Below are 15,611 nucleotides of genomic sequence, written 5' to 3' on the forward strand. Positions count from 1 at the left end.
AATTACTGGGTCGCAATTCTTAATAGGAAATGCTCTCCGGTAATTTATATTTTTTGTAGTTACTTTACTTTTAAAACTTTTTCCAATAAAATCGTTTCACAATATTTCGGGTCAATATAAAAATATACTTCATCTATCGAAGCATAGGAAACAAATGCGCATACAGCCCTATGTTCTGAATCCTCATTATCTATATGCTTCATCCAGTCTTGGAAAGAATAATCGGGATTATTGATGATGTTGTTATATATTGTATAAGAAGTAATGGATCTCTCGGCCCTGTTGTTTTTCCACCACACACCGCCTTTCATTCCGATGTATTTCCATTTATCACGTACTTTGTCATAATGCTTGTAATCAAACGCAATGACTATGACTCCGTTTTTGAAAGACAGCAGTTCAAAAGGTATTCCGTCAAGAGTAAATTCCTTGTTTATGTCTGCATCGGTGATTTTGACCTTTTTCCATTCTGTTTGAAGGATACAGACCGATAAATCCCCTTTCACTTGCGATAATGGTTGTTCTGTGCGCAATGTATAGGTTTCATCAGTACCTTTTTGGCGTCCTTGGTCATCTCTTATCGGTTTACGGTCATAGTGGAGGCTGTTTCCCAATAACATGGGCTTGTTTTCGTTGTCGGTCATTCGTGAGATGAATCTGATTTTTACACCATCGTTTCGCTCTGCCTGGATACCAATAGCAGGGTCAAAACCATTGTTTTTAGGCCATTCCTCATATTTATATGAACCGCTTTGGTAGCCTGTAAAGTCGTTTTGGTTTGTCCATGCCGAAGGGAAGTCATAATGCAGGTTTACTTTGATTTCATGGTTGTCATCTTCATTGGAGGAAGTTGACAGTGAAACAGTGCTTAAAATTTTGTCATATACATCCAAAGGAACGGAAACTTGTTCTTCCCATGGCTTTTTTTTATCCACCGCTTTAAGATTTTCGGAATTATTATATTGGGGATTTATGATCGGATTTTTAAATGTGGATTGTTCCCAATTGAAATATTCCTTCAACTCTTGAATCTCTTCTTTTGTCAATTTTTCGTCTTGTGCAGATAAATTTGAACCTGTTGTACTTAATAGTCCCATAATGATAAGTGTTTTAATTTTCATATTCGTTCATTTTATAATAAATGGTCAGCTCCTGTCTCTCCGGATATTAACCGGTGTATCACCGAGATTCCGCTTGCAGAAATCAGACAGGTAAGACTGGTTCGCAAACCCGCATTGTTCGGCAATCTCCGATAAGGGAAGGTGTGTAGTCCTCAACAGTTTCAGCACCTGCTCGGCACGTTTTTGCCGAAGCCACTGGGCTACAGGACAGTTAAACAATCTCAGGAATGTCCGACGGAAGGTAACGGTACTGTTTGCTCCGCATAGTTCCGCCAGTTCTTCTGCTGTCTTCGCTTCAGTATGGCATTCCATCACTTTCTGAATGAAAGAATGGTCGGTATGGATACCGAGCAGTTCTTCCGCTTGCAAAACGACTTTACGGTTGATATGTTCGTAGGAGGCATCGAGCAGTTTGAATGATACCTCAATGCCTTCTGCCGGCTCGGAAGTGGAAGGCATTCCGCATTGTATTCTCGCTTCGCGGAAGTAGTAGAGCATTCTGTGGTAGATGGCTTCCAGATGTTCTTCACGATGCCTTTGCAGCAACCGGCATAAGGTCAGTAACTCTTCTACGCAGCAATAATGCGTGTACCATATTTGCAAACGCATGACATAACGGGTGGATTCTGCTTCACCGGCAGTCATGAACAGCTCCAGCCATCTCTCAAAGTCCGGCTGTTCATGGCTAATTGCTTCGGGAAGCCCGTTCATCCATCCGGCAATCATATTCATGAATTCCATGTCCGATGCAAAGGGACGCAGTTGCCGCTCTCTTCTCTCCTCCGGCATATCCTTGGATATGGTCACACAAAGCATACGCAGACGTGCTTCCCGGAAATCGTCCGGTTGCAGGCATGAAAGGAGATGACCGTTTATTGAAAAGTCTTTGTCCATAGCAGAGAAAATTTATCGGTTTTCAAACCTGAGGGCCACCGTCATGCGGAATGCCACATTTTCCAAATCGTATGTTTCCTCACCCCAGTATTGAGGCTGTGCGGCACTGATGTCGCAAAAGAAACTCAAGATTCCCATGATAAAAATAGTTTTCATGATTTGCATGTTTTTGTTAATATTGATATACTGTATTAGAAACGGCTGGATGAACCTCCGCCTCCGGACGATCCTCCTCCGAAACTGCCTCCGCCACCGCCTGAGCCTCCCGAACGTCTGGAAGAGGTGTTGATTTTCGGTATTGTATAGCCTACCATGTATTCGGCATCGCAATGCATACATCGATGGCGAGCCTCCATCAGTCCTTCTGATGAAGTGGTGGCTTTAATAATAGTCCGATATTTTTCTTCCTTGTGCAGCGTCATGTGCCCGCAGGAGGGGCAGCATTCATAGCCGTCCTTTTCAAGCGGTATCCGGATTTTCACCTCTTCGCTGCAAGCGGAGCACCGGTAGATGCGGATGTATGCCGTCTTCAGTTCTGTTTCTTTGCGTTCGCTTTCAGTCAGCCGTTTCGTATCCTGTATCAACTCGTGCAAAGGAATCTCCCGGAGGGTTTCCCGGTTGCATTTCGGGCATGTCCGGCTGCGCCTGAGGGTCTTTTGTTTCTGTCTGCCGAAATACCAGCAGGCAATACCCAGCATGGCGGGCCACACCGGCACTAGCCAGCACAGTCCGAGCAGGGTGCGTACAGTAAAGGGTTTTCGGGTCGCCAGCAAGGTCAGTGCGGCTTCCGTCCCTTCGTCTTTGGGCGTCATCCTGTGTACCGCCGATTTCCAGACAAACCAGTTTATAAGTATCAGCATCAGGGCAAACACGATAAAGACCAGGGAAGGGGTGGTACGCCGGAACTTTTTTATCCATGCTTCCGGCGGTGCTGCCTGATAGTCACTTCCGTACAGAACTGCCGCCACCGCCTTGACACCTTCAAGCATTCCTGTATTCCAGTCATTTTCCCGAAGATGCGGCACCATGGTTTCCATCTGTATTCTTTTGCAAATGGCATCCGGCAATACTTCTTCCAGGCCATACCCGGTCTTGAAGGTGATATCCCGTATATCCCGGGTCAGCAGAATCAGCAGTCCGTTGTCATCTTCCGCCTTGCCGACACCCCACCGGTTGAACAGCGTAACGGCAAATTCATGCGGTTCCTCTTCTCCGATGCTGTTCAAGGCGACAACTGCCACTTCTATGGTCAGTGAGTCCTCCAGTTGTTGCAATATATCGTTGATTTTATTCTTCGTTTCACTGTCCAATATATGGTCAGGGTCGGATACCCAATTGTCCGCATCGTATGTCTTGGGATTAGGTACATCATCGACCGTTCCCCATGCCATCGGGCAGAAACCCACCAGAACGGCTATGCAGATTATAAGTTTTCGTATCATATAGTGCCTCCTTTCTCATGGTTATTCATATCGACCGGTCTGAAAGAACGTCTGCTGTCCTTTTCATCGTATTTTTTTAATTTCTCGCTGTTCATTTCCAACAGGTAAACGACGAATCCGGAAAATCCAAGCAGGCACATCACACTGAAAAATAAGAGCAGAAGCATCCAGCCCCAGCCGATATCGTCAAACATGGGTGAGGCAAACCTCATGCAGATAATATAGGCAAACCCAAATGCCGCAACCAATATTCCCAATGCCATGACGGGAAACAGCAGGATTATTGCCAGTGTTTTCCATATCAGTTTGCAGAATTTGGGGTGACGGCCTGTGACAGCATAGCCAACTAAAGAGCAAGCGGTGGCAGGTACTAGTATCATTATCAGGCAGATAAATCCAGCCATCAGCCATTCCACAGGAGAAGCGGCGGCGAGCGACCCTCTGCTCTCTGCAAAGATATTGGCAAACAGTCCTTCATTGATGATAAGATGCCCCAGACTGAACAGTACGGTGGTCAGAGCAAATACAATCATGAAAATAAAACCCGCTGCCAGACAGCCTGACGGCTCTTTGGAGTCCTGCTTCCTTCTCCAGATAATCAGTCCGGTTATCAGAATCTGTAGTACAATCAGGATATATCCTTCCATAGGCTCGGTCACTTAAAAATGACGGGGAGAGTGGTGACAAAGGAGATCGCTTTTCCCTTCCATTTTGCCGGGACATACTTTATGCCGTAGAGGCAGTCGCACACCGCTTTTTCCAATAGCGGATGGGGGTCTCCGTTTATTTTTACGTTGCTGGCAACTCCGTCGGTTCCGATGGTTATTTCCGCCGTCATTCTTCCTGTAATTCCTTGCTCGACTGCCTCTTCCGGCCTCCTGAGCAATTGTGCCAAGATTATGTTCCATTCGTCCGGCATTCCTGTCTGCGGGTTGATGGGCTTGGCTGGCTGGAAATCAGGACTGAAATAATCCACTTCCTCCATTTCTTCCGGTTCGGTCTGCTTTGTATTGTCCGGTGATTTTTCTGTGCACAACCATTCGATAAGTTCGTTGCATCGCTCGCGGTTGATTATTAACCGCGATGCTTCGCCTTCCGATGGGGCAAATACGGTTATCTCGGCAATTTCCCGTCTCTTTTCGTCCGGCATGTAGAGCAATAGACTATCCCCCTGCAAGGCTGTCCTGTAGTGTTTTCCCATCATTCCGGCAGCGTCTGTATCGTCATTTTCCTCTGAAGCTTCATCTTCCATAAAGTGTTTCAAGGTCTCTTCCAGGTTGTTCAGGTCGATGCCTTCTTCTTTCAACCACTCTTCAAACGTGATTTTCCTTGTACTATTTTTCAGAATCTTGTCCAAATCTCCTGTTGTAGATGTTGAAGAGGACGGCTCGTACCAGTTCCCGTCCCTGTGATAAAGGCGCTTCATGCCTTTCAGTTTGTCGAGAGTCTCTGCGTCTGCGGAGATGATGAAGCCGTTGCTGTCAACCTTTTCTATGGAAAAAGTCTTGTTGCCCCAAGTCACCTGCACCGGTTTGTCTCCAAAATCCTTTATGGGTACTGTGATGCGGTCGTATTTCTCAGGCATATAGAAAGACAAGGAGATGTGTCCGCCTGCAATTTCCTGATAAGGGACAGTCAGCGGTATCTGCAATCCGAACCATATATTCAACATGTCTTTGTTTTGGGCATAGTCGCCGCCCTCAAGCAGATAGATATCTTCATCCGGGTGTATATAGACCGGTTTGCCCTGTTTATCCGCCAGATGAAGCTGCAAATCAGTCTCCAGGTCGAAGAAAAGTTCTTTGCAGAACCCCGTGAAGTTCCCGTTCTCATCCTCGTGATAATACTTTTCCCACAGGCCGGATCCTTGTCGACCACCGAAATATGAAGATACATCTTCGTCTTTGCCCCTTAGCATAAGGTTGAAAAAGATAGGAGAATCCTTGTTCGGCTCTATGAATGCCTTGTCAAAGCACATGAACAGTCTTGACAGGCTCTTTTTAAAGCTCTTGTGTTTGAATTTGTCCGCCCATTTTTCCCAAGGGAGCCTATCCTGTTTGAACTCTTGGCTTTCTGTCAATGAATCAAGTTCGCCGAATGCCGCTCCTGTCTCTAACTGATAGAGCGCTTCAAGTCCTTCCATGGTCTTTTTTTTCTCTTCTTCTGTCATTTTCGTCTTGTTTTGTGCCCATGCTCCCAGTACGAAACATGCTAGCAGGACGGTTGATAATAATCTTTTCATGGTGAATGGTGATATTGTGTTTTCATTAGAATAATACAGGAATAATGGCAACGGATGCGACGCATTTTCCGTCATATTTTGCCGGCATGAACCGCATGCGGTAGATGCAATCCGTTACAATTTCGCTCAAAGCCGGATGCGGCGAACTTGTAATTTCCACTTTGCTGACAGCACCATCTGCCTCAATTACCACCGTAGCCATCACCTTACCCGTAATGTTCTGCCCGGCAACTTCTTGTGGGAGTGTAAGCATCTGCGACAGTTCGGCACTTAATTCACTTTGAGAGCCAGTTTCTATATTAAGCGGAATGGCAGGCTGGAATCCGGTTTCGGACAAGTCTATTGTCTCCGTATCTTTTTCATATAAATGCCAGTCAATGGCATTGCGCCCCTTGGTCAGTGTCCGGGCATATTCGACACCCATTTTCAAATGTCCCTCCAGATAATCCCTGAAACCTTCAAGCACCCGGTCCTTATCAAGCCGCAATCCGCTGGCCGTTTGTTTTTCAGGAATATCCCACTCGGCACCGGCCCTGTATATTTCAACGGCATCCATTCCGTTCATAAAGACATAACCATAAACTACATTTTGTCTGTATGCTTTGTTCAATTCTGCTTTGATGGCTTTGTTCATAAGACATATCGAGTCGCAGTCCTGACACAGAATCGCATTTTTAAAACGTTCCGTTATATCCATGGCACTCCTCAGTCCGTCTCCAAAAGCGGCCATGATGGCAGGACTGTTACCCCGGGAAAGTAGCATTGCATCAAACTCCTCTCTGTGAGTTTCTCCTATAAACCACTTATATTCCATAATCCAGCCAGCCTGTGCTACTCCCACTGCATACGAAATCATATCATTAGGTGCCAGCAAGGCATTCCGTTCGTCGGGTGTAAGCTTCATGTTGTCTTTCAGTTTGTGGATGCCGTCCGGGGCCGCAGGAGAATCAAATTTTGCAATTGCCGAAGCCAGGGCTTCTGATTGGGTGATGTCATTGCTTGCTGTGGCGGTATCTATCCACTCTGGAAGAATAAGGGCATCGTCGGCATGCTCTTGACACAGGAAATAAGGTCTGTTGTGATTTGCGATGTCGTAATAGCGTTCTTTCTCTCCATCGAAAAAAGAAAACCATTTATCAGATAAGGTGTAATAGTGCCGGGATATCTCATTTTCAGAAGCGATATGCTTCCTTACCTGTTTCAGCACATCGGAAATTGCGGCATCGATATAATCCAGTTCCGGATAAGGATTTGTTGAGTATGCTCCCATAAGGGCTCCGTTGCGGAAGCAGATCCTTTCCATTCCGGTACTCTCTGCAATGCCCCGCAATTGTTTCCGGAGAGAGGAATAGTCTTTTAGAACGATTTCTTTCCAATGCTTTACGCCAAAGTCATAGCCGGCGTGGATATACGGGGCGTACTCTTTCCTGTAAGTTTTCACCTTGACGGATTTTCGGGCGAGCCTATCATAGGCGGTGATATAGCATAAACTGTACACGATAGGATCCAGTACATCAATTTTGTCTCCCGGTTGTGGGAATTGTACCTTGGATGCCGCTTTCTTTTCAGTCGCCATATTCCATACCGTATCCTTTGTCACCTTTATATCAGGCTCCTCTTCGGTTATCCGGTTCGTATTCTGAGCTCCGGCTGACAATACCATGCCTGAGAACAATGCTATGAATGCTGTTTTTTTCATAGCAGATTTTACAGGATAAGACACCTTGATATCATTCCAAAGGTGATTGTATAATTTATATATTGCGAGAATCTGATTATTCAGGATAGAGAATGGAAAAGAGAAGTAGGAAAACACTTGGTTAGCAAAGGTACAGTTCGGCAAACGCAAAATAGTGAAAAGCCATCCTTTCATGGCTATATATCCGACCGATGCCTTTTGCCGGTAATAAGAGCCGGGATTCGTCAGATAATTTTTCTTCTCCCAATCACAGAGATTGGGGATAAAGCCGGTTTTGACTTTCGGTGGAGGACTCTCACCCCAAGCGTTTTTTATTATAGCAATTACGTTTTTCATAATCTTATCCGTTTTTTCTGCGTAAAAATAGCTATATTCTATATATGAGAGTTATGAATGCTGATAAATTTTACGGATTTCTGTTCATATCCGTCAATTATCCAACACACATGGATTCCCTTATTGAAAATTGACATTCGGACTGTTCCGATTTTCGCCATCGGACTTGAATGCCACACTATCTGACAAGAAAGTGTGGAGCCGGTTTACTTATTTGTATTAGAGGTTCTGGTAAAACCCGGAAGCAAATAAATGAAAACAGTACCCCACACCTATATCGCATGTCATTCGCATACGGATACATGTGACAAGTGTTACTGCTCAGCCCTGCTTCCATTTTGAAATTTACCAGATTTCTAATACAAGGTGTTAGCGAAACACATCAGCTATATATGTCAGTCGCTTGCACGACTGTACAAAGATAGAAAATGTTTTCGGATAAGCAGCATCGGGGTACTGTTATTTTGCAAAAATACAAGTGAAGCATAAAAAATCCTATACAATTTCTGATTTAAATATCGGAAAACTGTTCACTTTCTGTTTTTTTTTACCTGATGAATAATTTTCTTTAATTTATGATACACAGATATGCTCCGGAGTCGCATCAATATATCAATTTGCTAATGAAATATTACAGACTTATTTCTTTACTATTTTTCTTTGATAAGGAAATCCACCTTCAAGGGTACATCGTAAAATCTTTTGTGGTCGTAGAAATGCAGGTATATTGAATCCCATTCAAAAAAATTATCTATTCCATCCGAATATCATTCCCATAAGGCATAGTACAAAAAATGTATATGTTGCCATAGTTTCGGTGCGTGTTTTTTGTACTTGTGTATCAGTAAAGTATCTTTTTATACAAATACAATGTTAATAAACATGTTTTCGTCTTTTTTTATTTTCACATACTGATAGATATTTTTTTCGTTTTATATTTGTAATGTTCGTTAGTAGGATATGGCAATATTGCTTCAATAATTTCGGACGAGTGAATAAATCCATTGATTCTTTAACCAATTTATGCTTATATGAACAAATTACTCCTTTTTTTCATAATCATATTCTGTTTTGGTTGTGTATCTGACAGAAACATAGTGTCTGTCAGGCAGGTGGAAAGCGACAGTTATGTTGTGTTGAGAATGCGTAATGACAGAGCGCACATCCACAGCATACTGTACCCGGTATCTTTTGAATTCAGGAAGAATGTCAAAAAAATCTATTTTATTGTGAAAACTCGTACTTTGCGAAGAATGATGAGCTGTGCCCCGGAACAGCAGGATGTTACCTGAAGCCGTATGACGGGGACGAGAATCTGAAATCATCGTACAAAAAATTCTGCGGAACCATAAAGTATGTCGTTGACAAGGACGATACCTTGAAAAATATTATGTCGGAATACTACCGGGTTATGCTCGAAGAGAAGAAGGATACGATATACATACCGCTGGAGATATTTAAGGAAAAGCACGGTGAACTGATAAGGGAGTATCTTGACGGAGACTCGATATACCTGCATTTCCACGACCACAAAAGATTCTACGATATACCCTTGAAAATGGAATTCCTTGAATTTGAAGGAATGGGAAAATAATGGAGATATGAATCTGGAAAATCTTATATCGTATAAAAATCAATTCGCATGAAAATCTTATATGTTTCTACATTGATGCTTCTTGCCGGTTGTATGTCCGGAAAAGACATTGTAGCAGTTCGACAGGTGAAAAGACCAGACAAAGCCGTAATCCTCAGATTATGCGATGATAAAACAGCTATCCACAGCCTGCTGTATCCGTTGTCCTATGAAATGAAAAAAAACAAGGATATGGACATTCGTTATCTTGACAATACATTCATGTTTCATGACATAAGACTCAGTTCCGGAACCGGAGGATGCTATCTGGCACCTCAAGACGGCAATAAGAATCTATCTCAATCGTACAAGAACTTTGACGGAGTCATAAAATACATTATAGAAGATAACGGTGCAATAAAGGAACGGCTGGATAAATATTATAAGAAAATGCTTTCAGAAAGGAAAGATACTGCCCATATACCACTGGAATATTTTGATGACAAATTTAATGATGTGATAAAGAACTTCTTTGACGGAGATTCGATATGTCTGCATTTCAGAAAAAGTAAAGAGTTGTATAACATACCACTAAAGGTCTCCTTCGGCCAGAAGCTCCTATCGACAGAATAATAGAATACAAAAAAAATAACAAAATAATGATGAAGACAACTTACATGAAATATATAGGATATGCAATAACGGCAGTAGTCCTGCTGTTGTATGGGTGTGTTTCGGAAAGGGATACAGTGTCAGTAAGACAGGTTGTGAGTGAAAGGCCTATAATATTGAGAATAAAAAAAGACAAGACTACTGTTTTCAGCCTATCATATCCTGTAACTTTTATGTTCAAGAAGAACGACAGAAAAGACATTTGTTATGCAGAGAACTCTTATTCATTTCGTAACAAGGAACTTAGTTCAGGTACAGCAGCCTGCTACCTGGTACCAAATGATGAAGACAATTATCTGACTTCATCATACAGAGCATTTGATGGTTCTATACTATATATCATTGACAAAAATGATATCATACAAAAATGTTTGTCAGGATACTATAACAGAATGGTCAGTGAAAAGAAAGATACTATGCATGTTTCACTGAAATATTTCAACAACAACTTTAGAAATATAATAGATAATTTTTTTGAAGGGGATTCAATGTGCCTGCATTTCAGAAAAAGTAAAGAGTGGCATGATATTCCACTGAAGGTTTACTTCAGACAGAAACTCCTATCGACAGAATAATAGAATACAAAAAAACAATAACAAAATAATGATGAAAACAACTCACATGAAATATATGGGATATGCAATAGCGGCAGCAGTCCTGCTGTTGTACGGGTGTGTTTCGGAAAGGGATACAGTGTCGGTAAGGCAGGTGGAAAGCAAAGCCTTCATAGTATTAAGGGCAGGAGAAGGAAGGAAAAATATATTCAGCCTGAAATATCCGCTTGCCTTTGAATTCAGAAAGAATGTCCGCAGAAAAATATATTATTTTGATAGTTCGTACTTTGCGAAGAATGATGAACTGTGTCCCGGAACCGGTGAGTGCAGAATCGAGGCAAATGACAATGACGAATATCTGACTGATAAATACAAAAAATTCGAGGGAAACGTATTATATACAATTGAAGGAAACGATACAATGCAAAGAACCTTATCAGAGTATTGCCGGGCTATGCTTGAAGAGAAAAAGGATACGATACACATACCGCTGGAGATATTTAAGGAAAAGCACGGTGAGCTGATAAGGGAGTATCTTGACGGAGACTCGATATACCTGCATTTCCACGACCACAAAAGATTTTACGATGTACTCTTGAAGGTGGATTTCCTTATCAAAGAAAAATAGTAAAGATATAAGTCTGTAATATTTCATTAGCAAATTGATATATTGATGCGACTCCGGAGCATATCTTGGGGTAAACGGTTTGGCGGCGGTAGCCGTTAAACCGTTTGGTTTTCGTTTAACGAAAACACAACTTGCTGTCCGCAGGAGCGGACCACGTTTATCCAATAATTATTGTGTACAAGCCCGTTGTATGGCTATTCTCCTGCGATTTACGGGACATTTCCATCAGATATTTACCAGCAGCTCACCCCATTAAAAGGTGGATGTCTTGCCATAACCATGTGACTTACGCCCATAGTTCAGGAATAAGGGGACGCATATACGAGAAATCTGCCCTTTCCATACCCTATTCTCCGTTAATGGATTATTATTTCTACACATTTGCAAATGAAGAACGGGCATATAGCCGTGTACGACTTATGGTTTTTCTTCATTGTCTCCATTGATGAATTGATATTTCTACACTTCTGCAAATGGGAAATGGACATGTAACTGTATACGCCTTTTTGTTTTTTCATCGTTTCCATTAACGGATTGCTACTTATACACATCTGCAAATGGAGAATTTAATATATCTGTATCCGAAAGGGTGCGTGTTCCCTTCGTCTCCGACTATCCTTATTTTAATATCCGGCTATATTGCTATTCTGTGATAGCATTATCAGGATAGCGCATCATACGGCTATATACCAATATGGCTACACTATAGTCTGAAAAGGTGATGTCCTTCGTTTTGCGGGATTCGATGAACTGCCTGAGATTGAGCTGTGTGGTTTTCGACTGGCGGTAGGTGGAGTTAATCTCCTTGGAGCAGTTCCTAAGACGTTCGCGTTCCACCTCTTCGGCTTACAAGAGGTATTCCGACACGGAATTGGCATCTGATACAGTGGTCTTGAGCAGTTCGACCGTAACCACTCCCTGGTTCCTCAGCAGGTTCCCATATGCCTCTTCCTGTCGGTTACGGAGGGTGGTAAGGCGGGGGTTTTCTTTGACCGTTGAAAAAATCCGTTTCCGTGAAAAAAGAAAATGGATTCAAGATAAAAACTATTTAAACCAAGAAACTTTATCGGGGAAATTTTTTCTGTAGAAATTTGCTAACGTCAAGAATATCAACCACTTTTGTAACTGAAGAGTTATTTGAGGTTATGCAGAAAAGCGCAAGTAAGCGATGGATTTTCGTCACCTAATCGTTACCTGCCTATTTTCTAAGCTCCGATTACCTTTTGACAATCAAAAGGTTAAAGAAAACTACGCTATTTTTTTGAAAAAATTGTACGAACTTTCAAGCAAAATTGCTGATGTTTCTACTAATTCTTCAGCAATTTTTTCAAAAGACAACCTGATATTATTTTAAGGGCGTCATATGAACATTCAGACAGGTGTGAAGTTCGTTTTGCAATCTTTCCCGCACCTCATCCATAGCGACCTCATGACCAAGTTCTCTGGAAATGGAAGTCACACCTTTATTTATAAAGCCGCACGGATGAATATAACTGAAATAGCGTAAATCCGTATTCACGTTAAGTGCAAGTCCGTGCATCGTAATAAAATGGCTGCTGCGTACACCTATTGCACAGATTTTGCGTTCGTTCTTTGTTCCTGTGTCGAGCCACACACCGGTTGCCCCGGCTACCCTGCCCGACTCTATACCGTATGACGCACAAACTCTGATGACCGCTTCTTCCAATGCATGGATATAATCTTTCAGTCCCAACCGGAAATCTTCGAGATTCAGTATCGGGTAACAGACCAGCTGTCCCGGACCGTGGTAAGTGATATCTCCTCCGCGGTCTATATGGAATAGTTCCGCCCCAATCTGCTTCAGTTGCTCTTCACGCAGAAGCATATTGGTTTCTTTACCATGTCTGCCCAAAGTATAGACATGAGGATGCTCACAAAATATCAGACGGTTTTCACAGGTTTCGCCACTGCCACGCTGATGCACCAGTTTATCGAATAATTCTTGCTGTCGGCTCCATGCCTCACGATAGGGAATCGTTCCCCAATATTCTGTTTTCATAGCTGCTTCGTTAATGAACATTGTTCCTTTTCGGACAAACTTACATATTTTTTTATTTCCTGCCTTCCGGTTATCCGAAAATCTTTATCAAAACGACAGAAAGAACGTTCTTTTTTCATGTTTTATTCGAGAACTTGTGTTATATTTGTCGTATGAGAATGCAAAAATCAACAGACTAAAAAATAGTATCATGAAATCAACCAGAATTTTACTGCCGTCACTCATATTCGGCATTGCGGGCGGGTTTGCACTTACAGGATGTATCGAACAGAAACAAACAGCTGCTGCCGAACCAGACATGCTGCAAAAAGACACAACAGTGTACTTGCAGGAAGGAAAGGAAACTCCGTCATGCAAAATCAGCATCAGTTATGCTTATCTGAAACCGGCATCGGAGAAAGATTCCATATCACGGCTTATCAATGAAAAAATACAGGAAGAAGCTTTCGGCAAACAATATGTCAAACTGACTCCCGAAGGACTTGTATCGGCACTGGCTAATGATTTCATTAAAAATTATAATACGGATGTCAAAGAATTGTTTGAAGCTGATATACATAACGGCATGAAGGCCGAAGATGTTCCGGCATGGTATAATTATGAATATCAGATAAAGACTGCACTGGAAGCCGGAAAAGACAGTACCGTATGGAATTATTCTGTCGTAAACTTCCAGTATACCGGAGGAGCACATCCCAATACGCTTGCCAAATATATGAATATCAATGCTCAGACCGGTAAGCTTATTACTGCCGATGATGTATTCCGCAAGGAAGATAATGCAAAAATCTGCTCACTGATCATGAAGGAGCTGATAAAGGAAGTCAACAAAAAGATGGAGACCGATACCATTTCTAGCATAGAAGGGCTTCAGTCGGTAGGTATATTGCTGGATACGGATATTTATATTCCGGAAAACTTTATGCTGGGCAAAGACGGGGTCACATTCTATTATAACCGTTATGAAATAGCTCCTTATTCGGCAGGTGACTTCAGCCTGACCGTTCCCTACGATGACATTAATGTTTACTTAAAATAACCATTTGCATACATGGATATTATACTGAAATATTTTCCTGATTTAACCGAAACGCAAAAAGAACAGTTTGGCGCGCTGTACGACTTGTACACTGACTGGAACAGCAAAATCAATGTCATATCACGCAAGGATATCACAAACTTGTACGAACATCATGTGCTTCACTCGCTGGGCATTGCCAAGTTTATCCAGTTCAAGCCGGGAACACGTATCATGGACCTGGGCACGGGAGGTGGTTTTCCGGGCATACCGCTTGCCATTTTATTCCCCGACTCAACGTTTCATCTGGTAGACAGCATCGGAAAGAAAGTCAGGGTTGCAACCGAAATTGCCAATGCCATCGGACTGAAAAACGTTACGACACGCCACTGCCGCGCTGAAGAGGAAAAACAAATGTTCGACTTTGTAGTGAGCCGTGCTGTAATGCCACTGACCGATCTGTTGAAGATTATCCGCAAGAACATCAGCAAGGAACAGCATAACGCATTTCCCAACGGACTGGTTTGCCTGAAGGGAGGAGAACTTGAAAAAGAGGTTTTTCCGGTAAAGCATCAGACAATGGTAACCGAACTGAAAGATTTCTTCTCGGAAGAGTTTTTTGAAACGAAGAAGGTAGTATATGTCACTGTAAACAACTGATTAACACATAAGGACAAATGAAAATAAAACGCTTCGAATTTAATATGTTTCCCGTAAACTGTTACGTTATTTCCGACGAAACAGGGGAAGCTGCAATCATAGATGCCGGCTGTTTTTTTCCGGAAGAGCAACAGATGCTGAAACAGTATATTGCCGACAACAAGTTGACAGTAAAGCATTTGCTGAATACTCATCTGCATCTGGACCACGTTTTTGGCAATCCTTTCATTCTGCGTGAATTTGGATTGAAAGCCGAAGCGTGCCAACTCGACGAGTTTCTGCTGGCAAAATTGCCCGACCAGTGCCGCATGTTCGGCTTCAGCCCGAATGAAGCCCCGGTAGGACTGGGACACTACATCGAAGACGGAGAAATAATACGCTTCGGACATACGGAATTACAAGCCATACATGTTCCGGGACATTCACCCGGAGGCATGGTATATTACTGTAAGGCAGATGCTTGCCTGTTCAGCGGTGACGTACTGTTTCAGGGAAGCATAGGACGTGCCGATTTGGAAGGAGGAGATTTCAACGAACTGATAGAACAGATTTCGTGCCGGTTGCTGACTCTGCCGGATGAAACACTGGTGTATCCGGGACACGGAGAACCGACTAGTATCGGAAAAGAAAAAATGGAAAATCCGTTCTTCAAATAGAAACATTATCCTGAATAACATAAAAAACGTACCGGCATTTTACTACAAATGCGGTACGTTTTCGAACCTGAATACTTTTACCTTTATTAATACCTT

At 42.5% G+C, this 15,611-nt stretch carries 16 protein-coding genes and 1 pseudogene; 7 read left to right on the forward strand and 10 right to left on the reverse strand.

Features of this window, described 5'->3' with window-relative positions:
- Positions 1-59: 59 nt before the first annotated feature.
- The 8 genes from BACCOP_RS14545 to BACCOP_RS21165 all read right to left on the reverse strand — a co-directional run bounded on the left by BACCOP_RS14545 (position 60) and on the right by BACCOP_RS21165 (position 9,059).
- Positions 60-1,121: a hypothetical protein gene (locus BACCOP_RS14545; protein WP_007570433.1), complete on the reverse strand. Its 1,062-nt coding sequence runs from the start codon at positions 1,119-1,121 to the stop codon at positions 60-62.
- Between the two features lie 24 nt (positions 1,122-1,145).
- Complete coding sequence (locus BACCOP_RS14550; protein WP_007570434.1) at positions 1,146-2,015, reverse strand: helix-turn-helix domain-containing protein; 870 nt, start codon at positions 2,013-2,015, stop codon at positions 1,146-1,148.
- 12 nt (positions 2,016-2,027) lie between these two features.
- Positions 2,028-2,171: a hypothetical protein gene (locus BACCOP_RS20500; RefSeq protein ID WP_227994609.1), complete on the reverse strand. Its 144-nt coding sequence runs from the start codon at positions 2,169-2,171 to the stop codon at positions 2,028-2,030.
- Positions 2,172-2,206: 35 nt separating this feature from the next.
- On the reverse strand, positions 2,207-3,457 hold the full coding sequence (locus BACCOP_RS14555) for a TPM domain-containing protein (RefSeq protein WP_007570436.1): 1,251 nt from the start codon (positions 3,455-3,457) through the stop codon (positions 2,207-2,209).
- Positions 3,454-4,104: a hypothetical protein gene (locus BACCOP_RS14560; protein ID WP_040312129.1), complete on the reverse strand. Its 651-nt coding sequence runs from the start codon at positions 4,102-4,104 to the stop codon at positions 3,454-3,456. The genes BACCOP_RS14555 and BACCOP_RS14560 overlap by 4 nt, the downstream gene beginning before the upstream one ends.
- 8 nt (positions 4,105-4,112) lie before the next feature.
- Entirely contained in the window at positions 4,113-5,699 is a 1,587-nt protein-coding gene (locus BACCOP_RS14565; protein WP_007570438.1) for an energy transducer TonB, read from the reverse strand.
- A gap of 25 nt (positions 5,700-5,724) precedes the next feature.
- Entirely contained in the window at positions 5,725-7,734 is a 2,010-nt protein-coding gene (locus BACCOP_RS14570) for an energy transducer TonB (RefSeq protein ID WP_007570439.1), read from the reverse strand.
- 1,040 nt (positions 7,735-8,774) lie between these two features.
- The gene (locus BACCOP_RS21165; RefSeq protein WP_007570445.1) at positions 8,775-9,059 is read right to left on the reverse strand and encodes a hypothetical protein; all 285 of its coding nucleotides are present in this window, start codon (positions 9,057-9,059) and stop codon (positions 8,775-8,777) included.
- A gap of 65 nt (positions 9,060-9,124) precedes the next feature.
- Between BACCOP_RS21165 and BACCOP_RS21170 the strand changes: the two genes are divergently transcribed.
- Genes BACCOP_RS21170 through BACCOP_RS14590 form a run of 4 tightly spaced genes read left to right on the forward strand, consistent with a single transcriptional unit; the run spans position 9,125 to position 11,161 of the window.
- A complete protein-coding gene (locus BACCOP_RS21170; RefSeq protein WP_007570447.1) occupies positions 9,125-9,328 on the forward strand; it encodes a hypothetical protein in 204 nt (67 codons plus the stop codon).
- Between the two features lie 48 nt (positions 9,329-9,376).
- Positions 9,377-9,940: a hypothetical protein gene (locus BACCOP_RS14580; RefSeq protein ID WP_148315594.1), complete on the forward strand. Its 564-nt coding sequence runs from the start codon at positions 9,377-9,379 to the stop codon at positions 9,938-9,940.
- A 26-nt stretch (positions 9,941-9,966) separates the two neighbouring features.
- Positions 9,967-10,554: a hypothetical protein gene (locus BACCOP_RS14585; RefSeq protein WP_007570451.1), complete on the forward strand. Its 588-nt coding sequence runs from the start codon at positions 9,967-9,969 to the stop codon at positions 10,552-10,554.
- A 28-nt stretch (positions 10,555-10,582) separates the two neighbouring features.
- Entirely contained in the window at positions 10,583-11,161 is a 579-nt protein-coding gene (locus tag BACCOP_RS14590) for a hypothetical protein (RefSeq protein ID WP_007570453.1), read from the forward strand.
- A gap of 708 nt (positions 11,162-11,869) precedes the next feature.
- On the opposite strand, the pseudogene BACCOP_RS21175 reads toward BACCOP_RS14590, so the two are convergent.
- Together BACCOP_RS21175 and lipB are read right to left on the reverse strand one after the other, a co-directional pair.
- Positions 11,870-12,157: pseudogene (locus tag BACCOP_RS21175) on the reverse strand (site-specific integrase); the annotation flags it as partial.
- A gap of 349 nt (positions 12,158-12,506) precedes the next feature.
- Positions 12,507-13,202, reverse strand: coding sequence for a lipoyl(octanoyl) transferase LipB (gene lipB, locus BACCOP_RS14600; RefSeq protein ID WP_007570457.1), 696 nt, complete (start codon positions 13,200-13,202; stop codon positions 12,507-12,509).
- A gap of 169 nt (positions 13,203-13,371) precedes the next feature.
- Here lipB and BACCOP_RS14605 point away from each other — a divergent pair, with 169 nt between their 5' ends.
- From BACCOP_RS14605 to BACCOP_RS14615, 3 genes are read left to right on the forward strand one after another with little or no spacing between them, the layout of a single operon-like run.
- Positions 13,372-14,220: a DUF3298 and DUF4163 domain-containing protein gene (locus BACCOP_RS14605; RefSeq protein WP_007570459.1), complete on the forward strand. Its 849-nt coding sequence runs from the start codon at positions 13,372-13,374 to the stop codon at positions 14,218-14,220.
- A 12-nt stretch (positions 14,221-14,232) separates the two neighbouring features.
- The gene (rsmG, locus tag BACCOP_RS14610) at positions 14,233-14,859 is read left to right on the forward strand and encodes a 16S rRNA (guanine(527)-N(7))-methyltransferase RsmG (RefSeq protein WP_007570461.1); all 627 of its coding nucleotides are present in this window, start codon (positions 14,233-14,235) and stop codon (positions 14,857-14,859) included.
- A gap of 17 nt (positions 14,860-14,876) precedes the next feature.
- Complete coding sequence (locus BACCOP_RS14615) at positions 14,877-15,515, forward strand: MBL fold metallo-hydrolase (RefSeq protein WP_007570463.1); 639 nt, start codon at positions 14,877-14,879, stop codon at positions 15,513-15,515.
- Positions 15,516-15,611: the final 96 nt, after the last annotated feature.

Source organism: Phocaeicola coprocola DSM 17136, assembly GCF_000154845.1.
Taxonomy (GTDB): domain Bacteria; phylum Bacteroidota; class Bacteroidia; order Bacteroidales; family Bacteroidaceae; genus Phocaeicola; species Phocaeicola coprocola.

Excerpts from the sequence above, each read along its gene's own strand:
- BACCOP_RS14545 (WP_007570433.1), bottom strand. The coding sequence starts at position 1,121 with ATGAAAATTAAAACACTTATCATTATGGGACTATTAAGTACAACAGGT.
- BACCOP_RS14550 (WP_007570434.1), bottom strand. The coding sequence starts at position 2,015 with ATGGACAAAGACTTTTCAATAAACGGTCATCTCCTTTCATGCCTGCAA.
- BACCOP_RS20500 (WP_227994609.1), bottom strand. The coding sequence starts at position 2,171 with ATGAAAACTATTTTTATCATGGGAATCTTGAGTTTCTTTTGCGACATC.
- BACCOP_RS14555 (WP_007570436.1), bottom strand. The coding sequence starts at position 3,457 with ATGATACGAAAACTTATAATCTGCATAGCCGTTCTGGTGGGTTTCTGC.
- BACCOP_RS14560 (WP_040312129.1), bottom strand. The coding sequence starts at position 4,104 with ATGGAAGGATATATCCTGATTGTACTACAGATTCTGATAACCGGACTG.
- BACCOP_RS14565 (WP_007570438.1), bottom strand. The coding sequence starts at position 5,699 with ATGAAAAGATTATTATCAACCGTCCTGCTAGCATGTTTCGTACTGGGA.
- BACCOP_RS14570 (WP_007570439.1), bottom strand. The coding sequence starts at position 7,734 with ATGAAAAACGTAATTGCTATAATAAAAAACGCTTGGGGTGAGAGTCCT.
- BACCOP_RS21165 (WP_007570445.1), bottom strand. The coding sequence starts at position 9,059 with ATGATTTCAGATTCTCGTCCCCGTCATACGGCTTCAGGTAACATCCTG.
- BACCOP_RS21170 (WP_007570447.1), top strand. The coding sequence starts at position 9,125 with ATGTCGGAATACTACCGGGTTATGCTCGAAGAGAAGAAGGATACGATA.
- BACCOP_RS14580 (WP_148315594.1), top strand. The coding sequence starts at position 9,377 with ATGAAAATCTTATATGTTTCTACATTGATGCTTCTTGCCGGTTGTATG.
- BACCOP_RS14585 (WP_007570451.1), top strand. The coding sequence starts at position 9,967 with ATGATGAAGACAACTTACATGAAATATATAGGATATGCAATAACGGCA.
- BACCOP_RS14590 (WP_007570453.1), top strand. The coding sequence starts at position 10,583 with ATGATGAAAACAACTCACATGAAATATATGGGATATGCAATAGCGGCA.
- lipB (WP_007570457.1), bottom strand. The coding sequence starts at position 13,202 with ATGTTCATTAACGAAGCAGCTATGAAAACAGAATATTGGGGAACGATT.
- BACCOP_RS14605 (WP_007570459.1), top strand. The coding sequence starts at position 13,372 with ATGAAATCAACCAGAATTTTACTGCCGTCACTCATATTCGGCATTGCG.
- rsmG (WP_007570461.1), top strand. The coding sequence starts at position 14,233 with ATGGATATTATACTGAAATATTTTCCTGATTTAACCGAAACGCAAAAA.
- BACCOP_RS14615 (WP_007570463.1), top strand. The coding sequence starts at position 14,877 with ATGAAAATAAAACGCTTCGAATTTAATATGTTTCCCGTAAACTGTTAC.